Here is a 19,938-nt window from a genome sequence, read left to right as displayed (position 1 = left end):
GGAACTCACCAGTTGCGGAACTTGGCCGGCGGCTCGTAGAGCCCGCCCGACCAGTGCACGAGGTCCTTGATCGACCGCGCCGCGAGCAGCGAGCGGTCGGCATCGAGGGGTTCGATGCCGAGATCCTCCGGGCGGCGCACGATGCCCCGCTCGCGCAGGGACTCGACCATGGCCCGGTCGCGCTTGCGGCCGATCTCGGTGTAGCCCGCCACCCCGCGGATCGCCTGCTCGCGCTCGTCGGGCGTGCGGCACAGGAGGAGGTTGGCGATGCCCTCCTCGGTGACGATGTGGGTGACGTCGTCGGCGTAGACCATCACGGGGGCGAGTTCGAGCCCGAGCGTTCTCGCCAGTTCGAGGGCGTCGAGTTTCTCCACGAAGGCCGGGACGAGCTTGTCGCCGAAGGTCTCGACGATCTGCACCACCAGCTTGCGCCCGCGCATCAGCGCCGGATCGCCCGTCACCTGCGCCTCCCGCCCGGCCTTCATCCAGGTGTCGGAGGGGTGGCGGCGCCCGTGCGGGTCCGAGCCCATGTTGGGCGCTCCGCCGAACCCCGCCACCCGCGACTGGGTCACCGTCGAGGAATGGCCCATCAGGTCGATCTGCAGGGTCGAGCCGATGAACAGGTCGCAGGCGTAGAGGCCGGCGGTCTGGCAGAAGGCCCGGTTCGAGCGGAGCGAGCCATCGGCCCCGGTGAAGAAGATGTCCGGCCGCTCGCGGATGTAGCGGTCCATGCCGACCTCCGAGCCGAAGCAATGGACTTGGCGGACCCACCCCGACTCGATCGCCGGGATCAGGGTCGGGTGCGGGTTGAGCGCCCAGTGGGTGGCGATCTTGCCCTTGAGGCCGAGGCGCTCGGCGTAGGTGGGCAGCAGCAACTCGATCGCCGCCGTCCCGAAGCCGATGCCGTGGTTGAGCCGGCGGATGCCGTATTCCGCGTAGATCCCCTTGATCGCCATCATGGCCATCAGGATCTGGGTCTCGGTCATCGCCGCCGGGTCGCGGGTGAAGAGCGGCTCGACGTAGAAGGGCCTGTCCGCCTCGACCACGAAGTCGACCCGGTCGCCCGGGATGTCGACGCGGGGCACGCGGTCGACGATCTGGTTCACCTGCGCCACCACGACGCCGTTCTTGAAGGCGGTGGCCTCCACCACGGTCGGCGTGTCCTCGGTGTTCGGCCCCGTGTAGAGGTTGCCGTCCCGGTCCGCCGAGACGCCCGCGATCAGCGCCACGTTCGGCGTCAGGTCGACGAAGTAGCGGGCGAACAGCTCCAGGTAGGTGTGCACCGCGCCGAGCGCGATCTGCCCGCCGTAGAGCATCCGCGCGATGCGCGCCCCCTGCGGCCCCGAATAGGAGTAGTCGAGCCGCCGGGCGATCCCCTGCTCGAAGATGTCGAGGTGCTCCGGCAGCACGATGCCGGACTGGACCATGTGCAGGTCGTGCACCCGGCCAGGGTCGCAGGCGCTCAGCGCGCGGGCGAGGCAATCGGCCTGCTTCTGGTTGTCGCCCTCCAGGCAGACCCGGTCGCCGGGCCGCAGGATCGCCTCGAGCAGGTCGACCGCTCGCTCCGCGGCCACGACCTTGCCGGCGGCGTGGGCGCGGCCCGCCTCGATCCGCGCGTCGCGGGCCGCCCGTTCCTGACGCCAATCACTCATCCGCCGCTCCCTGCCGCGCACCGCGTATGCGCACCGCCCGGTCTTGCCGGTTTCGCGTATTCCCGGCCATGGAGATTTCGCATCTTTGTATTCTGTATTGCGTACTCGTCAAGAGTGTGCATACATAATCCGGTCAACCGCGAGAACGCGGACGCAGGAGGAGACGCCCCATGACGGGTGCATACGGGAAGACCGGGCGGGGCCCGGCGCGCGGACCGTCCAGGGCGCGACGGGGAGGCGGCCGATGACCATCCTCGGCGTGGCGCTGCTCGCGCTCTGCACCCTCGTGGGCGTGTTCCTGGGCGACCTGCTCGGGAGCGTGCTCGGCGTGAAGGCCAATGTCGGCGGCGTCGGCCTCGCCATGATGCTGCTCATCGCCGCCCGGATCTGGCTCATCCGTCACGGCCGCCTCGGCCACGGCACCAAGCTCGGCGTCGAGTTCTGGGCCACCATGTACATCCCGATCGTGGTGGCGATGGCCGCGCAGCAGAACGTGGTGGCGGCCCTGAGCGGCGGCCCGATCGTGCTCATCGCCTCGGTCGGCAGCGTGCTGCTGTGCTTCGCGGCCACCGCCCTGCTCGGGCGGCTCGGCGGCCGCTCGGCGGAGAGCAGCCCCGAGGTCGCGCATGGCGGCTCGGTCATCGGCGGCGACACCGACGAGGCTCCCGTTCCCGCCGCGACCCGGAGGTAGGCGCCATGCTGCACATGATCGAACACGTCTTCGTCGAGCAGAGCCTGGTCGCGGCCTTCGCGGTCGTCGGCGGGCTGATGCTGGTGTCGAACCTGATCGGCAAACGCCTGACCCGGGGCCGCGTTCACGGCTCGGCCATCGCCATCGTGCTCGGCCTCGTGCTGGCCTATGCCGGCGGGGTCGTCACCGGGGGCAAGCGCGGGCTCGCCGACATCCCGGCCTTCGCCGGCATCGGCCTGATGGGCGGGGCGATGCTGCGCGACTTCGCCATCGTCGCCACCGCCTTCGAGGTCGACGTGATCGAGGCGCGCCGGGCCGGGATCCTCGGCATCGTCGCCCTGGCGCTCGGCACCGTGCTGCCCTTCATCGTCGGCACGCTCACCGCACTCGCCTTCGGCTACCACGACGCGGTGTCGGTCACCACGATCGGCGCGGGCGCCATCACGTACATCGTCGGGCCGGTCACGGGCGCGGCCCTCGGCGCAGATTCGACCGTGATGGCGCTCTCGATCGCCACCGGCGTTACCAAGGCCGTGATGGTGATGGTGGGCACGCCCCTGGTGGCGCGGCTGATCGGCCTCGACAACCCGCGCTCGGCGATGGCCTATGGCGGGCTGATGGGCACGGTGAGCGGGGTCGCGGGGGGGCTCGCCGCCACCGACCCGCGGCTGGTGCCCTACGGGGCGTTGACGGCGACCTTCCACACCGGCATCGGGTGCCTGGTCGGCCCGTCGCTGTTCTTCCTGATCGTGCGGGCCCTGGTGGGCTGAGGCGGCCGGGACTGGGCCGCGCGGGAGGGTTCGTCCGATGGACGCGAGCGACGCGGGACGGGGCCTGCTCTCCGACCAGATCCGCAACGCGCTGACGGACGAGATCGCCTCCGGGGCGCTCGCCGCCGGCGTCGCCCTCGACGAGCAGGACCTCGCGGACCGCTTCGGCGCCTCACGGACCCCCGTCCGGGAGGCGCTGCGGCAGCTGGCCTCGAGCGGCCTCGTGGAGGTGCGGCCGCGGCGCGGGGTGGTGGTGACCCGCATGACGCCCGAGCGCATCATGGAGATGTTCGAGACCTCCGCGGAGGTCGAGGCGCTCTGCGTGCGGCTCGCCACCTACCGGATCACGCCGCTCGAACTGAGCGCGCTCATGGACCTGCACGACCAGTCCGAGGCCCCGGCCGCCGCGCAGGACCACGATGCCTACGACGCCCTCAACCGCGCCTTCCACGAGGCGCTCTACCGGGCGACCCATAACGGCTTCATGGCCGAGCAGGCGCTGGCGATCCGCGGCCGCCTCTCGGCCTTCCGCCGCACGCAGCTGCGCCACGGCAGCCGCATCCACCGCTCGCGGGCCGAGCACGGCGAGATCCTGCGCGCCATCGCCGAGGGCGACGGCGAGGCTGCGGCCCGGCGGATGCGCGCCCACATGCTCAACGCCGCGAGCGCGCTGGGCCGCTACGTCGCCGAGCATGCCGGCGCGTGAGCGCGGCGGCGGCGGGCGGCCGATATCTCGGGTCGACGACGTTGGGGGAAGGAACGGTCGGTACTCCCGGGGGGTTGGCGGCGAAAGTGGAGACCGCGATGAGCCCAGCCTCGCCCGACGACCTCGACACGGTCGCCCTCGGAGACGCCACGATCCTGCGCGGCGCAGGCGGCGAGACACACCAGGTCGCGGGCGGGCCGATCCCCGTCCTGACCACCCAGCAGGGCGTTCCGGTCTCGGACGACCAGAACTCCCTGAAGGTCGGGCCGCGGGGCCCGACGCTCCTCGAGGATTTCCACTTCCGCGAGAAGATCTTCCACTTCGACCACGAGCGCATCCCCGAGCGCGTCGTGCATGCGCGCGGCTTCGGCGCGCACGGCACCTTCGAGACCACCGACTCCCTGGCCGACCTCACCTCGGCCGACCTGTTCCAGCGCAAGGGCGAGCGCACGCCGGTGTTCCTGCGCTTCTCCACGGTCGCCGGGAACAAGGGCTCGCCGGACGTCGCCCGCGACGTGCGCGGCTTCGCGGTGAAGTTCTACACGAGGCAGGGCAACTGGGACCTCGTCGGCAACAACATCCCGGTCTTCTTCATCCAGGACGCCATCAAGTTCCCGGACCTCGTCCACGCCGCCAAGCAGGAGCCCGACCGCGGCTTCCCGCAGGCCCAGACCGCGCACGACAATTTCTGGGACTTCATCTCGCTCAGTCCCGAGGCCACGCACATGGCCCTGTGGATCATGTCCGACCGCACGCTGCCGCGCTCCTTCCGCTTCATGGAGGGGTTCGGCGTCCACACCTTCCGGCTCGTCAACGCCGAGGGGCGCTCGACCTTCGTCAAGTTCCACTGGAAGCCGAAGCTCGGGCTGCAATCGGTGGTCTGGAACGAGGCCGTCAAGCTCAACGGGGCCGATCCCGACTTCCACCGCCGCGACCTCTGGAACGCGATCGAGGCCGGCGACTACCCGGAATGGGAGCTCGGGCTGCAGCTCTTCGACGACGCCTTCGCGGACCAGTTCCCGTTCGACGTACTCGACGCGACCAAGATCATCCCCGAGGAGCTGGTCCCGATCCGCACGGTCGGGCGCCTGGTCCTCGACCGCAATGTCGACAACTTCTTCGCCGAGACCGAACAGGTCGCCTTCTGCACGCAGAACATCGTGCCGGGCATCGATTTCACCAACGACCCGCTGCTGCAGGGCCGCAACTTCTCCTACCTGGACACGCAGCTGAAGCGGCTCGGCGGGCCGAACTTCACCCACATCCCGGTCAATGCCCCAAAGGTGGAGGTCCGCAACTTCCAGCAGGACGGCCACATGGCGATGCGCAACCCGCGAGGCCGGGCCAATTACGAGCCGAATTCCTGGGGCGAGGCCGGCGGCCCGCGCGAATGCCGCGAGACGGGCTTCCGTAGCGCCCCGATCGAGGAGGCCGGGCCAAAGCGCCGCCTGCGGGCGGAGCTCTTCGCCGACCATTACAGCCAGGCCCGGCAGTTCTATCTCAGCCAGACCCCGACCGAGCGCACGCATATCCGCAACGCCTTCGTATTCGAGCTGAGCAAGGTCGAGACGCCGGCGATCCGCGCCCGGATGGTCTCGCACCTGCGCAACGTCGACGAGGAACTGGCGACGGCCGTGGCGGAGGGGCTGGGTCTCGGCGCGCTGCCGCCCGCCGCCCCGCCGGCGCGGCCGGTGGTGACGGACCTGCCGCCCTCGCCGGCCCTGTCGATCCTGCTGAACGGGCCGAAGGCGTTCACTGGCCGCAAGGTCGGCGCGCTGGTCACGGACGGGGTCGATGCCGCCCTGCTCGCCGCCCTGCGCGAGGCGGTCGAGGCGGCCGGGGCGATGCTCGAACTCGTGGCGCCGGCGATCGGGGGCGTCACGGCGAGCGACGGGAGCCACCATCCGGCGCAGCAGAAGGTGAATGGCGGCCCGTCCGTGCTCTACGACGCCGTGGCTCTGTTGCCCTCCGCGGAGGGCGCGGCGCTGCTCGCCCGGGAGGCGACCGCCCGCGACTTCGTCAGCGACGCCTACGCGCACGCGAAGTTCATCGCCTTCGCGCCGACGGCCAAGCCCCTCTTCGACAAGGCCGGCCTGAGCGCGCCGGACGAGGGCTGCATCCCGCTAAGCGGCCCGAAGGACGTCGCGGGCTTCCTCACCGCCTGCGCATCCCTCCGCTATTGGCCGCGGGAGGCGGAGGTCCAGGCGGTCTGACGCAGGGCGGGGCGGCTTCGGTCGCCCGCTCCTCTCATGCTATCACGGCCCCGACGGAGCCCCGCGGATGCGGGGTGACCGACCCATGCGTCGCAACGATCGACGCGGGGCCGAGGAGGAGGGGCATCGATGAGAGCAGACGGGCAGGCCGCGATCGTCACCGGGGGCGGATCGGGCCTGGGAGCCGCGACCGCCAGGGCGCTCGCCGGGCGCGGCGCCCGGGTCGCTCTCCTCGATCTGAACGGGGACGCGGCCGCCGCCGTCGCCGCGGAGATCGGCGGCATCGGCATCGCCTGCGACGTCGCCGACGCGGCGAGCGCCGAGGCGGCGGTCGCCCGCGCGGCGGCGGCGCACGGGCCTGCGCGCATCCTCGTCAACTGCGCGGGCGTCGCCACCGCCGGCAAGATCGTCGGCCGCGACGGCCCGCTCGCCCTCGACGCCTACGCGCGGGTGATCGGCATCAACCTGATCGGCACCTTCAACCTGATGCGCCTCGTGGCGGCGGGCGCGCTCACCCTCGACCCGCTGGAGGGGGGCGAGCGCGGCGTGATCGTCTCGACCGCCTCGATCGCCGCCTACGAGGGGCAGATCGGGCAGGCGGCCTATGCCTCCTCGAAGGCGGGCGTCGTCGGGCTGACGCTCCCGGCCGCGCGCGAATTCGCGCCTGCCGGCATCCGGGTCTGCGCCATCGCGCCCGGCCTGTTCGAGACCCCGATGCTCAAGGGCCTGCCCCAGGAGGTGCAGGATTCGCTGGGTGCTGCCGTGCCGTTCCCGCCGCGGCTGGGCAAGCCGGAGGAATACGCCCGCCTCGTCCTGGCGATCCTCGACAACCCGATGCTCAACGGCGAGGTCATCCGCCTCGACGGCGCGCTGCGGATGCAGGCCAAATGAGGCCGGGGCCCATGACGGATGGGACATGACGGACGGGACATGACGGACGGGAGAGGTGAGGGCGCGATGCTGACCGACGAACAGGCCGCGATCCGCGACACCGCGCGGAGCTTCGCGCAGGAGCGCCTCAGGCCCCGCTCGGCCGAGTGGGACCGCACCGCGCAGTTCCCGCGCGAGGCGCTCGCCGAGATGGGCCGGCTCGGCTTCATGGGCATGCTGGTGCCGGAAGCGTACGAGGGGGCCGGCGTCGACCACGTCGCCTACGCGCTCGCCATCGAGGAGATCGCGGCGGGCGACGGCGCGGTCTCGACCATCATGAGCGTGCACAACTCGGTCGGCTGCATGCCGATCCTCCGCTTCGGCAGCGAGGACCAGAAGCAGCGCTTCCTGCGGCCGCTCGCGCGCGGCGAGAGGCTGGCCGCCTTCTGCCTCACCGAGCCGGGTGCCGGCTCCGACCCGGCCGCCCTCAAGACGCGGGCGCGCCGCGCCGGCAACGGCTGGGTCCTGAGCGGCACCAAGCAGTTCATTACCTCGGGCAGGAACGCCGATGTGGCGATCGTCTTCGCGGTGACGGATCCGGCGGCCGGCAAGCGGGGCATCTCGGCCTTCCTCGTGCCGACGACGACGCCCGGCTACCGGGTCGGGACGATCGAGCACAAGCTCGGCCAGCGCTGCTCGGACACCGCCCAGATCCACTTCGACGAGATGGAGCTCACGCCGGACCTGATGCTCGGCGAGGAGGGGCAGGGGCTTCGCATCGCGCTCGCCAACCTGGAGGGCGGCCGGATCGGCATCGCCGCGCAGGCGGTCGGCATGGCGCGGGCGGCCTTCGAGGCGGCTTTGCGCTACGCGGGTGAGCGCGAGACCTTCGGATCGAAGATCATCGGCCACCAGGCGGTCTCCTTCCGCCTCGCCGACATGGCGACGCAGATCGAGGCGGCGCGCCTGCTCGTGCTCCACGCGGCGCGGCTGCGGGATGCCGGCCAGCCCTGCCTGAAGGAGGCAGCGATGGCCAAGCTCTTCGCGTCCGAGATGGCGGAGAAGGTCTGTTCGGACGCGATCCAGATCCACGGCGGCTACGGCTACCTCGCGGATTACGGCGTCGAGCAGATCTACCGGGACGTGCGGGTCTGCCAGATCTACGAGGGCACGAGCGACGTCCAGCGGATCGTGATCGGGCGGGCGCTGGCGGGCGGCTGACCGCCGGGCGCGAGAAACGCCGCCACCGGATCAGGGGCGGATCAGGCCCGGAGCCGCGTCGGCAGCCGGACGAAGCCCCGGAAGCGCACCCGCCGCGAGCGGATCGGCGGACCGTCCAGGTCGTAGGTCGGGAACCGCGCCAGGAAGCGCCCGACGGCGATCCGGCCCTCCAGCCGGGCGACATTCATGCCGACGCATTGGTGGATGCCGCTCGCGAAGGCGAGGTGGCGGTTCGGCTCGCGGGCGACGTCGAACCGGTCGGGATCGGGGAACTGGTCGGGATCGCGGTTCGCCGCCCCGATCCCGAGCGTGATCTGCGTGCCCGCCGGGAAATCGCGCCCGCCCAGCGCGAAGGGCTCGGCGGCGACGCGGTTGCCGAGCTGGTTCGAACTCTCGAAGCGCAGCATCTCCTCGACCCCCTGGCGCAGCAGCGCCGGCTCGGCGAGGAGCCGGGCGCGCGCCTGCGGCCATTGCGTCAGCAGGTGCAGCCCGTTGCCGATCAGGTTGGTGGTGGTCTCGTGGCCGGCATTGAGGATGAAGATGCAGTTCTGCAGCAACTCCTCCGGCGAGAGCCGCTCCCCCTCGACCTCGCCCTGGATCAGCCGGGTCAGGATGTCCTTCTCGGGATCGCCCGGACGGCGGCGCCGCTCGGCGACGAGCCGCTCCAGATAGTCCCGGAACTCGGTCACGGCCCGGTTGCCGGCCGCCACCGTGGCGGCGTCGAGGACCGGCTCCAGCGCACCCAGGATGGCGAGCGACCATGCCCGGAGCGGCCCCCGCTCGGCGCGGGGCACGCCGAGGAGGTTGCCGATCACCTCGACGGGGATCGCGGCGGCGAAATCCTCGATCAGGTCGATGCGGCCGCGCGCCTCCGCGGCGTCGAGGAGCCCGTCGACGAGCGCCACGATGCCGGCCTCCATCGAGGCGATCGCCCGCGGCGTCAGGGCGCCCGCGATGATCCGGCGGACGCGGGTGTGGCGCGGCGGGTCGTTGAAGACGAGGCTCGCCGTGTGGTGGTCGTAGAGGGGCGAGGGCCCGAACTTGGCCCCGAACTCCACCACCTTGTCCGACCGGAACGTGGCGGCGTCCTTGTAGACCCGCTCCAGGTCCGCGTAGCGGGTGAGAAGCACCTGCCCCTCCGCGAAGACGTGGACCGGCGCGTGGCGGCGCAGGGCCGCGTAGACGGGGTAGGGGTCCTCGACGAACCCCTCCGGCAGGCGCCGGAGGTCGAAGGCGCGGGCCTGCGCGGCCTCTCCGGCGCTCACCCGTTCGGCCCGGCGCAGGCGGGGTTCATGGGCAGGAAGGCCTCGCCCTGCGGGATCGCGCGCACCGCCTCGTAGAGGTCCCAGGGATTCCGGCTCTCGCCCTCCGCCTTCACCCGGTAGAGCACGGGATCGTAGAGGAGCCGCCCGTCGGCCCGCAGGGTCGCGGGGCGGCCGAAGAAGGCGACCGGCGTCGCCCGCATCGCCTTGTTGACCGCCACCGCCTCGTCCGTGCCGGCCTGCCCGATCGCCTTCAGGTAATGCGTCACCGCGGCGTAGATCAGCGCGTGGTTCTTGGTCGGCATCGCGCCGGTCTTGTCCTGGAAGCGCTTGGCGAAGGCGCGGGAGGACTCGCTCTGGTCCCAGTAGAAGGCGGAGGAGAAGGTCAGGCCGTGCGCGACCGGCAGCCCGAGCCCCTTGATGTCGGTGATGTAGACGAGGAAGCCCGTGAGGGTCTGGGATCCCTGCGTCAGGCCGAACTCGTTCGCCTGCTTGATCGCCTTGGTGAAATCGTCGCCGACGCTGGCGAAGGCGACCACGTCGGCGCCCGAGGACTGGGCCTGGAGCAGGAAGGACGAGTAGTCGGCGGTGCCGATCGGGTGGCGCGAGGTGCCCAGAACCTTGCCGCCGAGCGCCTCGACGACGGTCGTGGCCTCCTTCTGGAGCGCGTGCCCGAAGGCGTGGTCGACGGTGATGAAGTACCAGGACTTGCCGCCGCGCTCGAACACCGCCCGCGCGGTGCCGGCGGTGAGCGCGTGGGTGTCGTCGGTCCAGTGGGAGGAGACGGGCGAGCAGGTCTTGGCCGTGAGGTCGGAGGTCGCCGCCGCCGTGATCATCACGGTGCGGTTCTTCTCCTTCGACACGGCCTGGACGGCGAGCGCGATGGCCGTGACCGGCAGGTCGACGATCGCGTCGACCTTGTCGACGTCGTACCAGCGCCGGGCGATGCTCGACGCCACGTCGGGCTTGTTCTGGTGGTCGGCCGAGACGATCTCGACCGGCTTTCCCAGCACCCGGCCGCCCGCATCCGCGGCGGCCATCTCGGCCGCGATGACCGAGCCGCGCCCGCCGCTGTCGGCGTAGGGACCCGAGAGGTCGGTGAGCACCCCGATGCGGACCACGTCGTCCGAGACCTGCGCGGCGGCGGGGCCGGCGAGGAGTGAGAGCGCGAGGGCGGCCCACAGGCCGGCGGCGGATCGGTTCATCGCAGGGCATCCTCCCGGGCCGGCCCCCACGCTCTTTCCGGCGGGGTGCGGCGGCCTCCTCCGTCACAGCCGATCCCGCGCCGCAAGGCAAGCGGTTCGCGCGGCCCCGGTGCCCTGTCGACACGTCTGTGAACGCGATCCGGCGAGAGGCGCCTCTCGCCGGATCGCTCACCCCTCAGCGGCGGTCGAGATTGCCCCTGGTCTCCTTGGTGAGGACGGCGCCGACGAGGTACACGGCGGTGACGGCGGTGGTGAAGATCGCGAGCATCATCGGGATCTGGCTCGGACCGTCGACGGCGAGCGACACCAGCGTCGGCAGCATGCCGCCGAGGGCGAAGCCGACGTTCCAGGTCAGGCCGGTGCCGGTCGCCCGCAGCGCGGTCGGGAACGTCTCGTTGAGGAAGATCAGGAGCGGGCCGTAACTCGCATTGGCGATGAAGGCGATGAGCATGACGCAGGCCGCGAGCAGGGCCGGGTCCGACGACCGCGCCATGACGAGGAACAGGGCCGGGAAGGCGGCGAGCCGCACGGCGCCCATGATCAGGAAGCTCGCCCTGCGCCCGATGTGCTGGCTCAGCTCGCCGCTCGCACAGGCCCCGAAGGCGGCCGCGACGTTGGCCCCCACCAGCATGACCGAGGCGGTCGCGTTCGGCACGCCGTTCACGAGCTTGAGGAACGTCGGCAGGTAGCCCAAGGTGAGGTAATAGGCTGCGCCGCCGCCGAACGACACCAGGGTCGCGATCACGAAGGCGCGCCGATGCTCGGCCGAGACGAGCGCGCGCAGGGGCGAGGCCACCACCGGAGCGCCGGCCCGGCGGGCCGCCTTCTCGGCCTGGAGCTGCCGGAAGATCGGCGATTCCTCCAGGTTGCGGAACAGGAACAGGCCGACCACGGAGGTCAGCAGGCCGGAGAGGAACATCACGCGCCAGCCCCACGACGCGAAGGCTTCGCCCGGCGCCAGCAGCGAGACCACGGTGAAGATCAGCGAGGCCAGGAGGCCGCCGATCGCCGCGCCGCCGCCGCCCACCGCCCCGGACATCAGGCCGCGCCAGCGCTCGGGGACGGATTCGGTTCCGATCGTGTGCGAGGCCGCGACCACGCCGCCCACGAAGATGCCCTGGATCAGCCGGAACGCGAGGAAGATCGCGGTGGCGAGCCAGCCGACCTGATCCACCGTGGGCAGGAGCCCGAAGGCGGCCGTGGAGAGGCCGACCCCCATGACCGCGGCCATCAGGGCGCGCCGGCGCCCGAGCCGGTCGGCGTAGGAGCCGAACAGGGCCGAGCCGAGAGGCCGGATCAGCAGCGTCACGGCGAAGGAGGCGTAGGCTCCCGCGAGCGACAGCATCGGCTTGTCGGCCGGGAAGAACAGCGCGCCGATGACGGGCGCCACGTAGAGCAGGATGAAGAGGTCGAAGAGGTCGAGGCTCCAGCCGAACAGCGACGCGAGTGCGGCGGTCGCGGTCTGGCGGGGGGTGGGCTTGGCGAGCGCGGGATCGGATGCCGGGATCGCGGTGGCGGCACTCATCGGGGTTCCTCCTTCGGGCGAGCGTCAGGGATCGCGCGGCCGGTGCCGGCCGCGCGGGGAGGCCGCCCTGCCGGTCTTGGCGCCGGCCGGGGCGGGATCGTCGGGGCTTCAGGAGCCGCGGAAGCTCGGCTTGCGCTTGGCGTGGAAGGCCTCGACGCCCTCGCGGAAGTCGTCGGACTGGCGCAGCCGGCTGTAGCAATGGCCCTCGAGTTCGATGGCGATCGAGAGGGTCGCGTCCTCGGTGTCGTTCAGGAGCTTCTTCGCCGTGCGCTGCGCGATCGGCGAGAAGGCGCGCAGCTCGTCCACCAGCGCGTCGACCGCCGCTTCGAGGTCGCCGTCCGGCACGCATTCGGTGGCGATGCCCCAGTCGAGCGCCTGCAGGCCGGAGATGCGCCGGGAGCGCATCACGATGTCCTTGGTGCGGGTGATACCGACGATCTTCTGCAGGCGGGCGGAGCCGCCGGAGCCCGGGATCTGGCCGAGCTTCTGCTCGGGAAGGGCGTACTGACAGGTCTCCGAGACGATCCGGAAATCGCAGGCGAGCGAGATCTCGAAGCCGACCCCGAAGGTGTAGCCGCGGTTCGCCGCGATCACCGGCTTGGTGCAGCGGGCGGGCGCCGCGATGTTCCAGGCGAGCTTGGAGACGTGCTCGGGCGAGGCGTCGAGGAAGCCCTTGATGTACCCGCCCGAGGAGAAGTGCTCGCCCTCCGCACGCAGCACGATCACGCGCACGCGGTCGTCCTCGTCGAGTGTCTCGAACACCCTGCGGATCTCGTCGCGCTGGGGCATCGCGATCACGTTCATGGGCGGGCGGGCGAGGATGATGTCGGCCCGCTCGCGGGCGGGATCGATTTCGACCCGGAATCCGTCGAGTTCGGTGAGGCGGGGATCGGGCGTCGTCATGGCGGCTCTTTCTCGCTGATGGGGAAGGGGGTTAGGCGGCGGCCGAGGGGCCGTCCTGGGGCTCGGCCTCGTAGGCGCCGGCGACGAGCTGGCGGCGGAGGAGCTTGCCGACGGGGGATTTCGGGATCGCGGTGACGAAGACGTAGCGGCGCGGGCGCTTGTGGCTCGGCAGGCCGGCCGCCCGGCAATGGGCGTCGAGGGCCGTCTCCTCCACCGGCCCGCGGCGCGTCACGAAGGCGGTGACCACCTTCCCCCACCGCTCGTCGGGCAGGCCGACCACGGCCACTTCCGACACCGCCGGATGCAGGGACAGGCAGCTCTCGATCTCGACCGGCGAGACGTTCTCGCCGCCCGTGATGATCATGTCGTCGACGCGGCCGGTGACGAAGACGTCGCCGTCCTCGTCCATGAAGCCGGTATCGCCGGTGAAGTACCAGCCGTGACGGAAGGCCTTCGCGTCGGCCTCCGGGCGGCGCCAATAGCCTTCGAACGCCTCGTCGCCGCTGGCGATCACGGCGATCTCGCCCTCCTCGCCGGGGCGCGCCACCGCGTCCGGCTCGGTCGCGCCCAGCGGCACGATCCGCACCATGGTGTTGAGCCCGGCCCGGCCCGCGGAGCCGGGCTTGCGCGTCGCGTCCTGGTCGATCGTGAAGGTGTAGACCTCCGAGGACCCGTAGTGGTTGACGAACAGCTCCGGCCGGAAGGCCTCGGTCAGGCGCCGGAGCAGCCCGTCCGTCATCGGCGCGCCCGCGAAGCCGAGCTTGCGCACGCAGGACGTGTCGGTGGCGGCGAAGTCCGGATGGTGGACGAGGTCGTGGTAAAGGGTCGGGACGAGGTAGAGGGTCGTCACCCCCTCGGCCGCGATCAGGCGCAGGGCGCTCGCCACGTCGAAGCGGGGCAGGCACACGAAGGTGCCTCCGACGAGGGACATGGCGAGCAGCGAGCGCACCCCCATCGTGTGGTAGAGCGGCATGACCCCGAGCGTCCGCTCCCCGCGCCGGTAGAGGTTCTGGGCCACGTGGGCGAGGGCCGCGGCCCGCTCCGTGCGGTGGCGGCGGGGCACCCCCTTGGGCTTGGCCGTGGTGCCCGAAGTGTAGAGCATCAGCGAGACCGCCTCGGCGTCCGCACGGGGCGCGACGGGCACCGAATCGGCGGCGGCGAGGTCCGCGTAGCGCGTCTCGCCGGATGCGGGCTCCAGGCCGACCACGAGGCGCGGCAGGGCCCGCGCGGCGGCGCTCGCCCGCACGCTCGCGGCCGAGGCCTCCTCGTAGGCCAGGGCCTTGGCCTGCGCGTTCTCGACCGCGAAGTCGATCTCCTCGGGGCTGGCGCGCCAGTTGACGGGCGTGAGGATCAGCCCGGCGAACTGGCAGGCCCAGTGCAGCGTCGCCGCCTCGACGCGGTTCTGCAGCACCGTGACGAGCGGGTCACCCGGCCTGAGGCCGAGCGCGTCGAAGCCCGCGACCACCGCGGAGATCACCCGGTACCACTGCTCGTAGGTGAGCCGCGTCTCGCCATCCACGATGGCGAGGGCCCGGGGGTCGCGCGAGACGCTCGCCAGGAAGCTGGTGCCGAGGTCAAGCATGGGCGGAGGTCTCCTCGCTCGGTTCGCCGCGCAGCCGCGCCGCGGCGTCGCACGCGGCCGCGATGATCGGGGCGTAGCCCGTGCAGCGGCAGAGATGCCCGCCGATCACCGCGGTGAGGTCCTGGCGGGTCGCGTGCGGGTGCCGGCGCAGGTAGGTGTCGAGGGACATCAGGATGCCGGCGGTGCAGAAGCCGCATTGCAGGGCGTGCCGGCGCCGGAAGGCCTCCTGGAGCACGCCGAGCCGGCCGGGCTCCGGCGCCAGCGCCTCGACGGTGCGCACCGCGCAGCCCTCCACCGCGACGGCGAGGGTCAGGCAGGCGCGGGCCGGCATCCCGTCGATCGCCACCGTGCAGGCGCCGCAGACGCCGTGCTCGCACCCGACATGGGTCCCGGTCAGGCCGAGGCCGTGGCGCAGCGCGTCGGTGAGCAGCGTGCGCGGCTCGACCTCGACCCGGGCCGGAGCCCCGTTGAGCGTGAAGGCGACGGGGTGGCGGCGATCCGCCTCTAGCCTCGGCATCGACGGGCCTCCTTGTGGGCTTGGTCCAGAACCCGGCGCCCGAGACGGCGCACGAGGTCGCGGCGGTAGCGGGCGGTGGCGTGGACGTCGTCGCCCGCGCCGAGATCCCACGCGAAGGCGTTGAGCGCGTCGTCGAGGGCTGCCCCGTCGAGGAGGGGCCAGTCGCGGGCGGTCGGGCGGTCGGCGACGCCGCCCACGGCGAGCCGCATGCCCGTCGCGTCCACCACCGCCGCGCAGGCCACGATGGCGAAGTCGCCGTGGCGGCGCCCGACCTCCGCGAAGGCGGTGCCGGTTCCCGGCGCGGGCCGTTTCAGGCTGATGGCCTCGACGAGTTCGTCGTCGGCGCGGTCGGTGACCATCGTGCCGAGGAAGAACGCCTCAGCCGGGACGCGCCGCGCCGCCTTGCGCGAGCGCAGATGCACCGCGCCCCGCAGCGCCACGAGGCAGAGCGGGATCTCGGCGCTCGGGTCGGCGTGCGCGACGGAGCCGCACAGCGTGCCGCGCGCCCGCGTCTGCGCGTGGCCGACCCAGGGCAGGGCGGAAGCCAGGAGCGGCAGCTCCTCGGCGAGGCCGGGCCGGGCGAGGAGGTCCGCCTGGCGCGTGCCCGCGGGGATCACCAAGGCGCCGTCGACGCGCCGGGGCTCCCGCAGGGCCTCGATCCGCATCACGTCGACGAGCAGCCCCGGCTTCGTCAGGCGCATGTTCAGCATCGGCAGCAGCGACTGGCCGCCCGCGAGCACGCGGGCCTCGCCGCCCGCCCGCGCGAGGGCATCGAGCGCCTCGTCGAGGCTGTCGGCGCGCAGGTAGTCGAAGCGGGCGGGCTTCATGCCGAGACCCCGAGCGCGGTGAGGAGGCGGCGCCACAGGCCCGGTGCCGGTGCCCCGCCGCCGGCCCGGCGGGCGAGGGCCGCGAAGAAGCCGCCGATGATCACCCGCGCGGCGCCGTCGAGGAGCCGGCCGCCCACCGCCGCGACCTTGCCGCCGACCGAGGCCTCGTAGACGTAGCCGATGCGGGTGCCGCCGCGGCCGTCCGGCGTCAGGGTGATCCGCCCCGCGCCGCCGCCATCGCCGAGGGCTCCGGTCACGCGGCCCGACAGCGTCGCGGCCCGCCCGGGATCGAGGTCCGAGAGGGTGATGTCGGCCTTGTAGCGGCCCTTCACGGGCCCGACGCCCAGCGTCACATCCGCCCGAAAATGCGTGTCGGAGAGCTTGCGCACCGCGTGTGCGCCCGGGATCACGGAGGCGAGGAGGTCGGCGTCGAGCAGCATCGCCCAGACCGCCTCGGGCCGCGCGGCCACCCGGGCCTCGCCCTCGCCGCGCAGGGTCCGGTCGCCGGGCCGCGCCGCCGCGGGCGCCGCGCGGCCCGCGGGTGGGGCGGGCTCCTCGCCGCGGGCGGCCAGCGCGGCGAGCTTCGCGGGCGTGAGCGGCAGGTCGATGGCGTCCAGCGCGAGGGCGTCCGCCACCGCGTTGGCGAGGCAGACCGGCGTCGACATGCAGTTGCCCTCGCCGACGCCCTTGGCCCCGAGCGGGGTGAGGGGCGAGGGGCTCTCGACGTGCATGACCCTGAGGTCGGGGATCTCGGTCGCGGTCGGAAGCAGGTAATCCGCGAAGGTGCCGGACAGGAAGGCCCCGTCCTCGCCGTAGGCGAGTTCCTCGTAGACCGCCGCGCCGAGCGCCTGCGCGAAGCCCCCGCGCACCTGCCCCTCGACCATGCCGGGATGCAGGATCCGGCCGCAGTCGTGCATCGAGACGTAGCGGTCGATCCGCAGCTTGCCGGTGTCCGGATCGACCTCGACGCCGCAGAAATCGAAGATGAAGCCGTGGCAGAGGGAGGAGTTGATCGCGTCGGCCTCGTCGGGCGCGGTCAGTTCCGGCGGCGTCCAGAACGCCGTCTCGCGGATGACGGCGCCGACCGCGTCGGGCACGAGGCCCGGCGACCAGTGGCTCGTCGCGGCGACCCGCGCGAAGGGCAGGGCGGCATCCGGGTTGGTGCGCGAGGCGACGCGGCCGCCCGCGAAGACGAGGTCGTCCGCCCGCACGTTCAGCTGCGCGGCGGCGACCGCCGCGAGCCGATCGCGCAGCCGCAGGGCGGCCTGATGCGCCACCCCCGCCACCGCGGCGGCGAAGCGGCTCGCGTAGTTGCCCGAGGCGATCGACCACGCGTCCTTGGCGGTGTCGAGATCCGCCGTCACCCGGACCTGATCGAGCGAGAGGCCGAGCACGTCCGCCACGACCTGGGCCAGCACCGTGCGGTGGCCCTGGCCCTGGGGGACCGAGGCGACCTGCACGGTCACCGACCCGACCGGATCGAGCGTGATGGTGGCGGTGGATTGCGCGCCGTTCTTCGGCCCGGCCTTGGCCCGCTCGGCGGCCGTCAGGACGGTGGTGATGTAGCCCATGTTCGAGACGCTGGGCTCGACCGCGGCGGTGAAGCCGATGCCGTAGAGCCGCCCCTCCGCCCGGGCCGCCTCCCGGCGGCGGCGCAGGACATCGAGGCCGCCGTCGCGGACCGCCTCGGCGAGGGCGCGCTGGTAATCTCCCGAATCGTAGAGCGCCCCGGTCGCGGTGCGATACGGGAAGGCCTCCGCCGGGATCAGGTTCCGGTGGATCACGTCGAGCGGGTCGAGCCCGAGCGTGACCGCGATCCGCTGCACGAGGCGTTCGAGCGGGTAGTAGACCTGCGGTCCGCCGAAGCCGCGCACCAGCCCGGTCGGCGTCTTGTTCGTCACCACCACCCGGTTGCGGATGCGCACGTGCCGGATCGCGTAGGCGCCGGTCATGTTGCCATGCATCCGGTAGAGGGTGGCGGGTTCGGGGGCGCGCAGATAGGCGCCGCAATCCTCCACCTGGTCCCAGTCGAGGGCCTCGATCCGCCCCTCGCCGTCGAAGGCGGCGGCGAGCGTGGTGACGCGGTTCGTCGCCGAGACCGAGGCTGCGAGGTGTTCCAGCCGGTCCTCGATCCACTTGACCGGGCGCCCGACCTTGCGGGCGGCGGCGGCGATCAGCACCGCGTAGGGCGCGACGCCCTGCTTGACCCCGAAGCTGCCGCCGGAATCGGGCGGCGTGCGCAGGCGCAGGCGGTTGCCCGGCACCTTCAGCGCGCGGGCCACCACCGCGTGGATGCTGAACGGCCCCTGGAAATTGGCGAGCAGGTCGTAGGAATCCTCGGTCGGGTCGTAGGCGGCGAGGACCCCGTAGGTCTCCATCGGCGCTCCGGTGTTGCGCGGATAGCGGGTCGTGACGGAGAGCCGGTGCGGGGCCTGCGCGAAGGCCGTCTCGGGATCGCCGTACCGGAAGGAGCGGTCGCTCACGAGGTTGGAGCCCACCCCGTCATGCAGCACCGGAGCGTCCGCCCCGAGCGCCGCCAGCGGATCGATCACCACGGGGCGGACCCGGTACGCGACCTCGATCCGGTCGCAGCCGTCCTCGGCGAGGTAGCGGTCCTCCGCCAGCACCACCGCGACGGGCTCGCCGACGTAGCGCACCCGGTCCACCGCCATCGCCCGCGCGTCGACCGCGGCGCGCAGGGCCGGCACGAGCGCCCCGGTGATGTCGAGGAGGTCGCGGCCGGTGAGCACCGCCGCGATGCCGGGCAGCGCCAGGGCGGGAGCGGTGTCGATGTCCAGGATGTCCGCGTGCGCGTGGGGCGAGCGCAGGATCGCCGCGTGCAGCGTGCCCGGCCTGTGCCCGAGATCGTCGATGTAGCGGCCGTGTCCCGACAGGAGAGCCGCGTCCTCGACGCGCTCGACCGACTGCCCGACGAAGCGGCGTTGCTCGATGCCCAATGCCCGATTCCTCACCGGAGGCTCTTGAGAGGCCTCGTCTCGGGCAGAGTGCGTCGCGGGGCGCGGGAGCGTGAGACGTCCCGGTCTCGCGACTTACCGAAACGTCTCAAAATCCAGCCGCAGAGTCAGGCGGTGGGAGCGGCCCGGCGCACGATCGTGCGGAACACGCTCGGCGGCACGCTGACGTGGTCGCGGAAGAAGCGTGAGAAATGAGCCGGGGCCGAAAAGCCGAGCGTCGTGCCGAGATCCGCGAGGCTCTCCTCGCCGCCGACGATCGCCTCCACGGCGCGCTCGACACGGATCGCGTTGAGGAAGACGTGCGGCGAGGCGCCGGTCGTCTGCTCGAACAGGCGGTAGAAATGGGCGCGCGACAGGCCCGCCTCGCGCGCCAGCACCTCGGCGCTCAGGGGCAGCCCGGCCGCCCCGCGCATCCGGGCGATCGCGCGCTGGACGCGCCAGTCGCCCCGCGGGCGCCGCCCCGCCTCGCGCAGGGACCCCGGCACCTCGCGCCACTTGGTGAAGCGCTCGATGAGCGCGACCATGAGCCCGGGAAGCAACTCGTCGCGAATGCGCGGGGAGAAGGGCGCGTAGACCATCTCGCTCGCGAGATCGCGCACGAGCCCCCGGATCGCCGCCGTCACCAGCCCGGCCGGCTCGTGGAAGAAGCCCGGCGCGCCGCTCGCCGACCAATTGTGCCGGAACGCCCCGAGCCACGCCGGCTCGATGTAGAGAGCAAGGATCATCGCCGGCTCGCGGCGCGGATCGTGCACGTAGGCGTGCGTCTCCCAGGCATTGACCAGCACCGCCTGCTCGTCCGTCAGGCGCACCACGCGGTTGCCGACGAGGAACTGCGTATCGTCGCCCTCGACCTTCAGGAGCACGTGGCAATGCGGATGCGCGTGCCGCACCAGCCCCCGGTCCATGTCGAGCAGTGCGACGCGGCCGAAGTCTCCGTAGGCGATCTCAAGGGCGTCGGACATTGGGCCAATCTATCAGGCGGCAACGGACGCAACCAGACGCTGCCTCACCTTGCGATG

16 protein-coding genes are annotated in these 19,938 nt (G+C 72.4%); 6 read left to right on the top strand and 10 right to left on the bottom strand.

The genetic code is table 11. The annotated features are described in order from the left end of the window. Positions 1–5 precede the first annotated feature (5 nt). Entirely contained in the window at positions 6–1,652 is a 1,647-nt protein-coding gene (gene mdcA, locus ACW9J6_RS09315) for a malonate decarboxylase subunit alpha (protein ID WP_457116182.1), read from the bottom strand. 244 nt (positions 1,653–1,896) lie between these two features. Between mdcA and madL the strand changes: the two genes are divergently transcribed. The 6 genes from madL (at position 1,897) to ACW9J6_RS09285 (ending at position 8,123) form a co-directional block, all read left to right on the top strand. Continuing rightward, complete coding sequence (gene madL, locus ACW9J6_RS09310) at positions 1,897–2,343, top strand: malonate transporter subunit MadL (RefSeq protein ID WP_457116181.1); 447 nt, start codon at positions 1,897–1,899, stop codon at positions 2,341–2,343. A gap of 5 nt (positions 2,344–2,348) precedes the next feature. After that, on the top strand, positions 2,349–3,113 hold the full coding sequence (gene madM / locus ACW9J6_RS09305) for a malonate transporter subunit MadM (RefSeq protein ID WP_457116180.1): 765 nt from the start codon (positions 2,349–2,351) through the stop codon (positions 3,111–3,113). 37 nt (positions 3,114–3,150) lie between these two features. Beyond that, the gene (locus ACW9J6_RS09300) at positions 3,151–3,819 is read left to right on the top strand and encodes a GntR family transcriptional regulator (protein ID WP_457116179.1); all 669 of its coding nucleotides are present in this window, start codon (positions 3,151–3,153) and stop codon (positions 3,817–3,819) included. A 98-nt stretch (positions 3,820–3,917) separates the two neighbouring features. Then, positions 3,918–6,032 carry a catalase gene (katE, locus tag ACW9J6_RS09295; protein WP_457116178.1) on the top strand — a complete coding sequence of 705 codons (2,115 nt, stop codon included), beginning with the start codon at positions 3,918–3,920 and terminating at the stop codon, positions 6,030–6,032. 129 nt (positions 6,033–6,161) lie between these two features. Then, positions 6,162–6,923, top strand: a complete 762-nt coding sequence (locus tag ACW9J6_RS09290; protein ID WP_457116177.1) for an SDR family NAD(P)-dependent oxidoreductase — start codon at positions 6,162–6,164, stop codon at positions 6,921–6,923. A 66-nt stretch (positions 6,924–6,989) separates the two neighbouring features. Continuing rightward, on the top strand, positions 6,990–8,123 hold the full coding sequence (locus ACW9J6_RS09285) for an acyl-CoA dehydrogenase family protein (RefSeq protein WP_457116176.1): 1,134 nt from the start codon (positions 6,990–6,992) through the stop codon (positions 8,121–8,123). A 41-nt stretch (positions 8,124–8,164) separates the two neighbouring features. Here the strand turns inward: ACW9J6_RS09285 and ACW9J6_RS09280 are convergent, their stop codons facing one another. From ACW9J6_RS09280 to ACW9J6_RS09240, 9 genes are all read right to left on the bottom strand, one after another. After that, the gene (locus tag ACW9J6_RS09280) at positions 8,165–9,388 is read right to left on the bottom strand and encodes a cytochrome P450 (RefSeq protein ID WP_457116175.1); all 1,224 of its coding nucleotides are present in this window, start codon (positions 9,386–9,388) and stop codon (positions 8,165–8,167) included. Then, complete coding sequence (locus tag ACW9J6_RS09275; protein ID WP_457116174.1) at positions 9,385–10,590, bottom strand: ABC transporter substrate-binding protein; 1,206 nt, start codon at positions 10,588–10,590, stop codon at positions 9,385–9,387. Before ACW9J6_RS09275 ends, ACW9J6_RS09280 begins: the two co-directional genes overlap by 4 nt. Before the next feature lie 175 nt (positions 10,591–10,765). Then, on the bottom strand, positions 10,766–12,115 hold the full coding sequence (locus tag ACW9J6_RS09270) for an MFS transporter (protein ID WP_457116173.1): 1,350 nt from the start codon (positions 12,113–12,115) through the stop codon (positions 10,766–10,768). 108 nt (positions 12,116–12,223) lie between these two features. Continuing rightward, complete coding sequence (locus ACW9J6_RS09265) at positions 12,224–13,018, bottom strand: enoyl-CoA hydratase/isomerase family protein (RefSeq protein WP_457116172.1); 795 nt, start codon at positions 13,016–13,018, stop codon at positions 12,224–12,226. Between the two features lie 31 nt (positions 13,019–13,049). Beyond that, entirely contained in the window at positions 13,050–14,600 is a 1,551-nt protein-coding gene (locus ACW9J6_RS09260) for an AMP-binding protein (protein WP_457116171.1), read from the bottom strand. Next, positions 14,593–15,117, bottom strand: a complete 525-nt coding sequence (locus ACW9J6_RS09255; RefSeq protein ID WP_457116170.1) for a (2Fe-2S)-binding protein — start codon at positions 15,115–15,117, stop codon at positions 14,593–14,595. The genes ACW9J6_RS09260 and ACW9J6_RS09255 overlap by 8 nt, the downstream gene beginning before the upstream one ends. Continuing rightward, positions 15,105–15,944 (bottom strand): FAD binding domain-containing protein, encoded by an 840-nt coding sequence (locus ACW9J6_RS09250; RefSeq protein WP_457116169.1) that lies wholly within the window; start codon positions 15,942–15,944, stop codon positions 15,105–15,107. Before ACW9J6_RS09250 ends, ACW9J6_RS09255 begins: the two co-directional genes overlap by 13 nt. Continuing rightward, positions 15,941–18,901 (bottom strand): xanthine dehydrogenase family protein molybdopterin-binding subunit, encoded by a 2,961-nt coding sequence (locus ACW9J6_RS09245; RefSeq protein WP_457116168.1) that lies wholly within the window; start codon positions 18,899–18,901, stop codon positions 15,941–15,943. Before ACW9J6_RS09245 ends, ACW9J6_RS09250 begins: the two co-directional genes overlap by 4 nt. A gap of 125 nt (positions 18,902–19,026) precedes the next feature. Continuing rightward, positions 19,027–19,881 carry an AraC family transcriptional regulator gene (locus tag ACW9J6_RS09240; protein ID WP_457116167.1) on the bottom strand — a complete coding sequence of 285 codons (855 nt, stop codon included), beginning with the start codon at positions 19,879–19,881 and terminating at the stop codon, positions 19,027–19,029. Between the last annotated feature and the right edge of the window lie 57 nt (positions 19,882–19,938).

The organism is Methylobacterium sp. JK268 (genome assembly GCF_054052225.1).
The sequence above is the reverse complement of the archived record's forward strand: the minus strand, read 5'-3'. Positions and strand labels throughout refer to the sequence as shown.